Genomic DNA, 9320 nt, shown 5'->3' on the forward strand with positions numbered 1-9320 from the left:
ATGAAATGACCGAATACCTATGGAAGGGACTTTATGAGGCACATGCAAAGGCATTAGGAGACTTGTTGAGCCTTTATCGTAAAATTGAAAGATGGTGGATCAACGAAATAGAAATACCAATCGCTGGTGATGAAGTTCCTAACGGTTATAACTCTGATACTGTAATCAGCGGAATCCTTCTTACTTTCGATATGATGATCGATGTGTTGTACAACGGCAAATCGGAAGAATACTTGAAAATGATCCGTGATCTTCAGATGACAGACAAAGGGATTTGAACGACGATGGCTAGACTGTCAAGCTAAATGCAACAGGCAAATTGAACAAAGCCTCATTAGGGGTACGAAAGCCGAGACATTTTCTGGGACGGTTGTTCAGGCGTTCCACAATCCGCAAAACATCGTCGTTCCGAACCTCTCGGAAGTCGATCCCCTTGGGCAGATAGCGCGCGAATTTGATTTTTTGATAAAGTGCCTGAAGCAGTTGCGCGATGAGAAATATTTTGAGTCGGTGTACCCGGAAAGGATCTTAATTAATTTTGAAGTCTGGGAATATTATAACGAGGATGAGATGATGCGTATTTTCGAGGAACTAAACACAAAGGAAGAGGCAAAATTATTCTCTCGGTTTTTGTACGGCTAGAACTTCCCCAATACATCGTACAGACAGCAAATCTTGAGATTTCGGTAACTTGACAATGGAATAGAGTTGCAGCTCCAAGGCAACGAACGGCGGCATGCGTAACCCCAATCTGTTTGGGTATAGTGGTCCCCAACTAGAGGACCACTATAAATCCAGCTTCCTTTACGACCTCCGCAGTCCGATTGGATCATCGACATCAATTTCCGTGGCCGTGATGCCCCGCACAATGGCCATGCCCACACTCACCGCTGTGGTGTTCATTGTGATGGCCGCAGTCGTGGTCGTCGCCGTGATCGTGGTCATGATGGTCGCAGCGGGCATCCGGGTCATAAGCGAGGTTTCCTTCGGCAAGGGCCTTCGCCGCAGCGTCTGCCGATCCCTGAACGCCGGCATAGAACTCGATGCCTGCATCTGAGAGAGCCGTCTGCGCTCCCATGCCGATGCCACCGCAGATCAGAGCATCCACCTTCTCCGCCTGCAGAAATCCTACAAGCGCACCGTGGCCGCTTCCGTTTGTATCCACGATCCGCTCAGCGATGATTCTGTTTTCTTCCACATCATATAACTTGAACCGCTCGGAATGACCAAAATGCTGAAAAACCTCTCCGTTTTCATAAGTTACCGCTATTCTCATCGTCCTTGATCCTTTCTCCATAAACTCTTGATGGATCTCGACCGGTTCGAACTCGCAACAGCCGCCTGTGATGAGCAACCGTTTGCCGTGAACGAGGACATCTGCTATTTTCTTCCTTGCGCTGTCGTGAATCGCCGTAATCGTAGTGCAGGCGATAGGCATTCTGGCACGTGAGTCCTTCGCCATTCAGAAGTCGTAATGCTTTCGACGGCGGTCACATCGTCAGGCGAGGAGCTGCGATAGACCGGCAGCCGCTCTATTTTAGGGCGCCTGACAGGTCTTGGCATCATCTCTCCTTTCTGACATTTGTCGATTACTATTATACTCGCGTTGATGATTTTTTGTGATGTCCCCTGTCATAGCCGCGGCGCCGGGGGGCTTTCAAGTCCACTGCATACGCTACAAAATCAGATTGTCGGGGGCAACCGCCGAAGCGTCACTCTCAAAAGCGTTTTTGGAGGGAGCGGCTTACGATACGTTATCGATGACTGTCCCTTACGCTATAATGAAGCGATTCCCCCAGCGTTCACAACGGCTCCCCGACCGGGGACGGGAAAATAACGAAATTCAAGGAGGCAGGGTTCTGATGCCCCATGCAGAACAAACGGCGCTGATCAACGGGCGCATCCATACCCCCATGGGGATGGCGGAGGCGCTCCTTATCGAGGCGGGGCGCATCGCGGCCATCGGAACGACGGCGACCATAGGGCTCCGCTGCGACACGAAGCTGATCGACCTCAAGGGTCGCTCCGTCTTCCCCGGCTTCAGCGATTCTCACGCTCATTTTCTGGCCTGGGCGCAGTCTCAGGAGGCGATCCGTCTGGGGGACTGCCGCTCCACGGACAATCTTCGCGGAATCCTCGAAGCCTACGCGGACGAGCATCCCGCCCCTCTTGGCGGATGGTACCAGGGGCACGGCTGGAATCACGTCCTGATGGACAACGTCATGCCCACCCGGCACGACCTCGACGCCGTCGTCCCCGACATTCCCGTCTATCTGAGGCGCGTCTGCGGGCACGTCGCCGTCGTGAACACGGCCGCGCTGAAGGCCGCGGGCATCACCGGGAACACCCGCGTCGAGGCCGGCGTGATCGAGCTCGGCGAGGACGGGGAGCCGAACGGGATCCTCAAGGAAAACGCCCTGAACCTGATCGCCCGATGCATCCCCGCCCTGGAGGACGCGGACCTGACGCGCCTGCTTCGGAAGTACGGCCCCCAGGCCGCGGGCTACGGCCTGACGGAGATCCACTCCGACGACCTCTCGATGTTCGGGTTCGACTTTCGAAGGTCGCAGGAGTTCTTCCTGGACGCCGCCCGGAGCGGAGACCTTCCCTTCCGCCTCCGTCGCCAGCTTCTTCTGCCGAACATGGATTTGCTTCAGGGCTTTCTGTCCGAGGGCTGGAGGAGCGGCGACGGGATCCCGCTGTGCCAGATCGGCCCGCTGAAGCTCCTCAGCGACGGCTCCCTCGGGGGCCGGACCGCGTTTTTGAGGGAGGATTACGCCGACTCCCCCGGCGAGCGGGGCACGGCGCTTTTCGAGCAGGGCGAGCTGGACGACCTGATCCTCACCGCGCATCTCTCCGGGATGCAGGTTGCGGTGCACGCCATCGGAGACGGCGCGCTCGACATGTGCCTGAACGCCTTCGAGCGCGCCATGAAGCAGCGGCCCATGGTCACGCGCCACCTGATTGTCCACGCCCAGACGGCGGACGACGCGCAGCTCGATCGGATGAGGGACCTCCGACTGGGAGCGGCCATCCAGCCCTGCTTCGTCCCGTCCGACAGGACCATGGCCCTGGAACGGCTGGGGAAGGCGCGCGCCGAGGCGGGTTATCGCTGGCGCTCCATGATGCGCAAAGGGATCGTGCTCTCCTCCGGCTCCGACGCCCCCATCGAAAGCCTGCGCCCGATGCTGGGAATCCATGCGGCCGTGACCCGGACCGCCCCGAACGGGGGGCCGGAGGATGGATGGGTCCCGGAGGAGCGCCTTTCCGTGGCCGAGGCCATCGGTACCTATACCTGGAACGGCGCATGGAACGGGCACAACGAGAGGCGCCGTGGCGAGATAGCCCCGGGCCGCGACGCGGACCTCGTCGTCCTCGAACGGGATCCCTTCCTGGCGCCGGCACGGGAGCTGGCCGACATCGGCGTCGCCATGACCCTGTGCGGGGGCCGCATCACCCACGCCGTTCCGGAGCTCGCATGAGCCGCCCCCGAAGGAGCGGCATTCTGCTCCCCCTCTTCGCCCTCCCCTCCCGCTACGGCATCGGAGACATGGGCCCGGAGGCCCGGAGGTTCGCCGATTTTCTGAGGGACGCGGCCCAGACGGTCTGGCAGGTCCTGCCCCTGACCGCCATCGACGGTGGCTGCGGCAACTCCCCCTACAGCCCCACGTCCGCGTTCGCGGGCAACCCCCTGCTGATCAGCCCCGAGGCGCTGGCCGACTCGGGGCTGATCGACGAGGCGGACCTGGCCGATGCGCCCGCCTTCGACGACGCCCGGGTGGACTACGACCGCGTGCGCGCCTTCAAGGACGTCCTGCTGCGCCGGGCGTGGTCGAACTTCAAGCGAGCGGGGGCCCGTTCGAGGTACGAGCGTTTCTTCGCCGACAACCGCCATTGGCTGGAGGGCTACAGTTTCTTCGCCGCCATCAAGGGGTGCCGCGGCGGCCAGCCCTGGTACGAATGGCCCGAGGACCTGAAGTTCCGCCGTCACGAAGCGCTCCACCGCACCTGGATGGAGATGGCCGACGAGATCGAGTTTCACCGCTTCGTCCAGTTCCTCTTCTCCTCCCAGATGGGCGCGCTCCGTTCCCGTCTCTCGGACCTGGGGATCTGCCTGGTCGGGGACGTCCCAGTCTACGTCACCCGTGACTGCGCCGACGTCTGGCTGCACCCCCATCTGTTCGAGCTGGACGAGGCGCTGGCCCCCGTCTCCGTGGCGGGGGTGCCGCCGGACTACTTCAGCGCGACGGGGCAGCTCTGGGGGAATCCCCTCTACAACTGGGACGCCATGCTGGCGGAGGACTTCCGCTGGTGGATGGAGCGTCTGCGGCATCTTTTGACCTTTTTCGACCGCGTCCGCATCGACCACTTCCGGGGGCTCGTCGGCTACTGGTCGCTGCCCGCCGACGCGAGGACCGCAGAGGTCGGCCTCTGGCGGAGCGCGCCCCACGAGCACTTCTTCGAGGCCCTTTGCCGGAACTTCCCGACCCTGCCCTTCTGGGCGGAGAACCTGGGCATTCTCACCCCCGAGATCGAGGCCCTGCGCCGCAGCCTGGGCCTGCCGGGAATGCTGGTGCTTCACTTCGCCTTCGGCGATCCCGCCCGCAACCCCTACGCCCCGCACAACCACACGCCGGTCAACGTCATCTACACGGGGACCCACGACAACAACACGTCGTTGGGCTGGTTCGTGGAGGACGCCTCCTCCGAGGAGATCACCAACCTCTCCCGTTACCTCGGGCGCGAGGTGAACCGCCGCACGGCGGCGGGGGAGATGGTGCGCATGGCCATGAGCTCCGTCGCGGAGACCGCCGTCGTGCCGATGCAGGACCATCTGGAACTGGGGGCCTCCTGCCGGATCAACATCCCCTCCACGCCCACCGGGAACTGGGCCTGGCGCATGATGCCCGGCCAGGCCGATGAGCGGCTGGCTTCGTGCCTGAGGGAGCTTACGGAGCTCTACGGCAGGGCATGACGCGATCGGGCCTCCGATCGGGCGCCTCCCGCCCCCAAAGGGCAAATCTGTGAGATAATTCAATCAGAGGCTCGACGGGCCGCAACCGGAAAGGAGCATCACCGACTATGATACAGCGACTGCATCGCAGCGATCTCGGCTATTCCCTCAGGAGCCTCATGGAGAACGACCCGGCCTTCAGGCCGCTGGCCTATTTCTCCATGGAGGTCGGGCTCAAGGAGTCCATCCCCACCTACTCGGGAGGGCTGGGGGTCCTGGCCGGCGACATTCTGAAGAGCGCCGCCGACCTCGGCGTCCCCATGGCGGGGGTCACCCTGCTCTACCGCAAGGGCTACTTCGTCCAGGAGTTCAACGCCGACGACTGGCAGAAGGAGAAGCCCGTCCAGTGGAACCCCTCCCACGAGCTGACGCTCCTGCCCAACCGCATCCTGATCAACCTTCAGGGAAGGGAGATCCAGGTGGGGGTATGGGTCTACGAGATCATCGGGTCCACCGGGTACCCCCTGCCCGTCTACTTCCTGGACACGGACTTCGAACCCAACCATCCCGACGACCGCAAGCTCTGCTGGTACCTCTACGGCGGGGACAACTGCTACCGTCTCTGTCAGGAGTTCATCCTGGGCGTCGGGGGGCTGCGGATGCTGCGCGACCTGGGCTACATGAACATCGAGACCTTCCACCTCAACGAGGGACACGCCGGCTTCCTGACCCTCGAGCTCATGCGCGAGCAGGGCTACTACGACCCCGACAAGATCCGCGAGCAGGTCGTGTTCACGACTCACACGCCCGTCCCGGCGGGACACGACTATTTCGAGTTCGGCCTGATCGACAGGGTCTTCCCAACGGAGGCCCTGAGCACGCTCAAGCGCATGATGCCCGACGTCCCCGGGGTCTCCATGACCGAGCTGGGGCTGAAGTACAGCCGCTACGTGAACGGCGTCGCCAAGAAGCACGCCGAGGTGAGCAACGCCATGTTCCGGATGGAGACGGTGGACTGGGTCACGAACGGCGTCCACCCCACCACCTGGGTGAGCTCCGGGATGAGGAAGCTCTACAACCGGCACATCCCCGGATGGGAGGAGGATCCCGGCCGTCTGGTCCAGGCCCTGACCATCCCGGTGCAGGACCTCTGGTCCGCGCATCAGGCATCCAAGCTGCGCCTGTTCGCCCGGGTTCTGGAGACGACCGGAAGGCAGCTGGACCCCGAGGTGCTCACCCTGGGGTTCGCGAGGCGCGCCGCGACCTACAAGAGGGCCGACCTGCTCTTCTCCAACCTCGAGCGGTTCCTGGAGGTGGCGGGGAACCGTAAGGTGCAGTTCATCTTCGCGGGGAAATCCCATCCCAGCGACAACGGCGGCAAGGCCCTGCTCCAGAAGATCCGCAAGGCGGCCCGGGACCTGGAGGAGTCCATCCCCATCGTCTTCATCGACAACTACAACATGGAGATCGCATCCCTGATAACCCAGGGCGTCGACCTTTGGCTCAACACCCCGATGCGCCCCCGCGAGGCCAGCGGGACCAGCGGCATGAAATGCGCCATGAACGGGATCATGAACTTCTCCGTGCTCGACGGGTGGTGGATCGAGGGCTGGATCGAGGACGTGACGGGCTGGTCCATCGGGCCCGAACCGAACGGGGGGGACCTCTCCGACCACTACGACGAGTCGCTCGACGCCATCGACCTCTACGAAAAGCTCGAGAAGAAGATCATCCCCACCTACTACGAGAACCACGACAAATGGCTGGACATGATGCGCCACACGATAGCCCTGAACGCCAGCTTCTTCAACACGCATCGGGTGGTCCGCGAGTACGCCTCCAAGGCCTACTCCATCGACTTCAGAGGGATGTGAGGCCATGCGCGGGGTCGGCGGCAGGACCAGGGTTCTTTTCGTCACGACGGAGTACGCGCCCTTCTCCAAGGTGGGCGGGCTGGGCGACGTTGCCGGCTCCCTTCCCCAGGCGCTGCGCCGCGCCGGCGTCGACGTCCGCGTCGTGACCCCCGCCTGGCCGGGGGTGCTGGACAGGGTCTCGGCCTCCGGCCTGAAGATGACGGTGCTCCCGGAACGGGTCTGCGCCGCCTACGACTGGCAGGTCCGGGACGCGGAGGTCGTCAAGGCCGAGGTGGCGGACGTGCCCGTCTACTTTCTGAGGGCGGAGGACTACGGGGGGGACATGTATCCGTGGCACCTCGACTTCCGCACCGCCTCCCCCTTCGCCGTATTCTGCATGCAGGCCCTGGAGCTCTTTCGGGTACTCAAGTGGACCCCCGACCTCTACCACTGCCACGATTGGACCAGCGCCTTCCTCCCCTGCGCCCTGGCCTGGCACCGTCATTACCGGACCGTCGGGGGCCGGTGCGTCGTCACGCTCCATAACGTCGCCTACCAGGGGATCCTTGAGCGGGAGCCCTTCATGGAGGCCTCCGGGCTCGAGCCCTGGAGCTTCAACATGGAGGCCATGGAGTTCTACGGCCGGGTCAACCTCCTGAAGGGGGCCATCGTCGCCGCCAACGCCGTGACGACGGTCTCGCCGCGCTACGCTCAGGAGATACAGACCTACGAGTCCACGCGCGAGCTGTCCGGCGTCATCTATAAACAACGCCGCAAGCTGTCCGGGATCCTGAACGGCATCGACACCCGCTATTGGAACCCGGAGACGGACCCCCACATCCCGGAGCGGTTCTCGGCGAAAAATCTCCGGGGCAAGGCGCAGGCCCGGGAGGAGCTGCTGCGGAGGGCGGGGTTCGACCCCCGCTCCAAAGAGCCCCTGGTGGTCTGCGTGTCCCGGCTCGTGGAGCAGAAGGGGTTCTCCCTCATCCTCTCCGCACTCGACGCGCTCCCTGGGCTCGGCGCGAAGTTCGTCTTCCTGGGCAGCGGTCACGGCTGGATCGAGAACGCCCTCAGCCAGGCGGGCGATCGCTTCCCGGACACGCTGCGGTTCTTCCGGGGCTACGACGAACCGCTGTCCCACCTCCTCTACGCGGGCGGCGACATCTTCCTGATGCCCTCGGTATTCGAGCCCTGCGGCCTGTCCCAGATGATCGCCATGAGGTATGGAACCGTCCCCCTCGTGCGCGAGGTCGGGGGCCTGAGGGACACGGTGACGGACGCAGACGCCCCCGGAGGCGGGAACGGGTTCACCTTCCAGACCTGCGACGCCGCCGGCATGCTCTGGGCCCTGAGGAGGGCGGTCGCGCGCTTCGGCGACGCCGAGTACTGGAATGCGCTCCGCGCGCGAGCGATGGCCGGAGATTTCTCCTGGGACCGCTCCGCGCTGCTCTACAAGGACCTTTACCAAACGCTTTAGCCCGCTTCGCCGCATTTTCCCCCGGGCTTCCTCTCCATGTTTTCTTCCCGGGCTTCCGCCGGAGGTCCGCAGGCTCGAGCGCCGTTTTGCACGATGATTTTCATGACGCAGCACGTGGCAGCAGGGAGCTTTTCCCTACGAAAGGGGATGTCGATGATGAACAGAGGAAAGTACGGAAGAGTGCTGGGGGTCGTTCTTGCAGGGGGAAAGGGGGAGCGGCTGATGCCGCTGACGCGGTATCGGGCCAAGCCCGCCGTCTATTTCGCCGCCAAGTACCGCATCATCGACTTCGCGCTGTCGAACTGCATCAACTCCGGCCTCCTCAAAATCGGCGTCATCACCCAATACGAAGCCCACTCGCTCCTGCGCCACCTCCAGCACGGCTGGTCATTCCTGCCGCGCGAACGCGGCCAATTCGTGGACATGCTGCCTGCGCGCCAACAACTCAACGACCAAACCTGGTACCGGGGCACCGCCGACGCCGTCTGGCAAAACGTCCACATCATGAAAGACCACTACAAACCCAAATACGTCCTCATCCTCGCCGGTGACCACATCTACAAAATGGACTACATGCAAATGATCCGTGACCACGTGACCAGCGGCGCGAAAGTCACCGTCGGCTGCATCGAAGTCCCGCGCGAACAGGCGACCGCCTTCGGCGTCATGGCCGTGAACGAAAAACTCAAAGTCAAAGCCTTCGTCGAAAAACCGAGCGATCCGCCGCCCATGCCCGACCGCCCAGGCTCCTCACTCGCCTCCATGGGCATCTACGTCTTTGACGCCGAATACCTCTACCAGGTGCTGGAGCGCGAAGCCACCAGCCCCGAAACCTCGCACGACTTCGGCAACGACGTCATCCCGGCAGGCGTGAGCGAAGGCGTCGTCTATGCGCACCCCTTCGAAAAATCCAGCAAAGGCCGCAACACCCAGGGCACCATCTACTGGCGCGACGTGGGCACCATCGACAGCTACTGGAGCGCCAACATCGACCTGGTCAGCGAATACCCGCAACTGGATATGTTTTACGAAAGCT

The 9320-nt window shown here is 62.6% G+C and carries 7 protein-coding genes and 1 pseudogene; 7 read left to right on the forward strand and 1 reads right to left on the reverse strand.

Annotated elements, in window-relative coordinates; all coding sequences use genetic code 11:
- Both Q0176_RS07550 and Q0176_RS11250 read left to right on the forward strand, forming a co-directional pair.
- A pseudogene (locus Q0176_RS07550) lies at nucleotides 1-278 on the forward strand (hypothetical protein); the annotation flags it as partial.
- 184 nt (nucleotides 279-462) lie between these two features.
- Nucleotides 463-642: a DUF4303 domain-containing protein gene (locus Q0176_RS11250; protein ID WP_366797343.1), complete on the forward strand. Its 180-nt coding sequence runs from the start codon at nucleotides 463-465 to the stop codon at nucleotides 640-642.
- A gap of 196 nt (nucleotides 643-838) precedes the next feature.
- Here Q0176_RS11250 and Q0176_RS07555 read toward each other — a convergent pair whose 3' ends face one another.
- Complete coding sequence (locus Q0176_RS07555) at nucleotides 839-1438, reverse strand: NifB/NifX family molybdenum-iron cluster-binding protein (RefSeq protein WP_366797345.1); 600 nt, start codon at nucleotides 1436-1438, stop codon at nucleotides 839-841.
- 424 nt (nucleotides 1439-1862) lie between these two features.
- On the opposite strand from Q0176_RS07555, the gene Q0176_RS07560 reads away from it, so the two are divergent.
- The 5 genes from Q0176_RS07560 to Q0176_RS07580 all read left to right on the forward strand — a co-directional run.
- Nucleotides 1863-3482 (forward strand): amidohydrolase, encoded by a 1620-nt coding sequence (locus tag Q0176_RS07560; RefSeq protein ID WP_299301002.1) that lies wholly within the window; start codon nucleotides 1863-1865, stop codon nucleotides 3480-3482.
- Nucleotides 3479-4975: a 4-alpha-glucanotransferase gene (malQ, locus tag Q0176_RS07565; RefSeq protein ID WP_299301004.1), complete on the forward strand. Its 1497-nt coding sequence runs from the start codon at nucleotides 3479-3481 to the stop codon at nucleotides 4973-4975. The genes Q0176_RS07560 and malQ overlap by 4 nt, the downstream gene beginning before the upstream one ends.
- Before the next feature lie 107 nt (nucleotides 4976-5082).
- Nucleotides 5083-6828, forward strand: coding sequence for an alpha-glucan family phosphorylase (glgP, locus tag Q0176_RS07570; RefSeq protein ID WP_299301006.1), 1746 nt, complete (start codon nucleotides 5083-5085; stop codon nucleotides 6826-6828).
- A 4-nt stretch (nucleotides 6829-6832) separates the two neighbouring features.
- Nucleotides 6833-8284 (forward strand): glycogen/starch synthase, encoded by a 1452-nt coding sequence (locus tag Q0176_RS07575; protein ID WP_299301008.1) that lies wholly within the window; start codon nucleotides 6833-6835, stop codon nucleotides 8282-8284.
- A 222-nt stretch (nucleotides 8285-8506) separates the two neighbouring features.
- Nucleotides 8507-9320: sugar phosphate nucleotidyltransferase (locus Q0176_RS07580; RefSeq protein ID WP_299301011.1), on the forward strand; the 814-nt coding region annotated here is incomplete at its 3' end.

Origin of the sequence: uncultured Fretibacterium sp. (genome assembly GCF_938040765.1) — a bacterium.
Classification (GTDB): domain Bacteria; phylum Synergistota; class Synergistia; order Synergistales; family Aminobacteriaceae; genus CAJPSE01.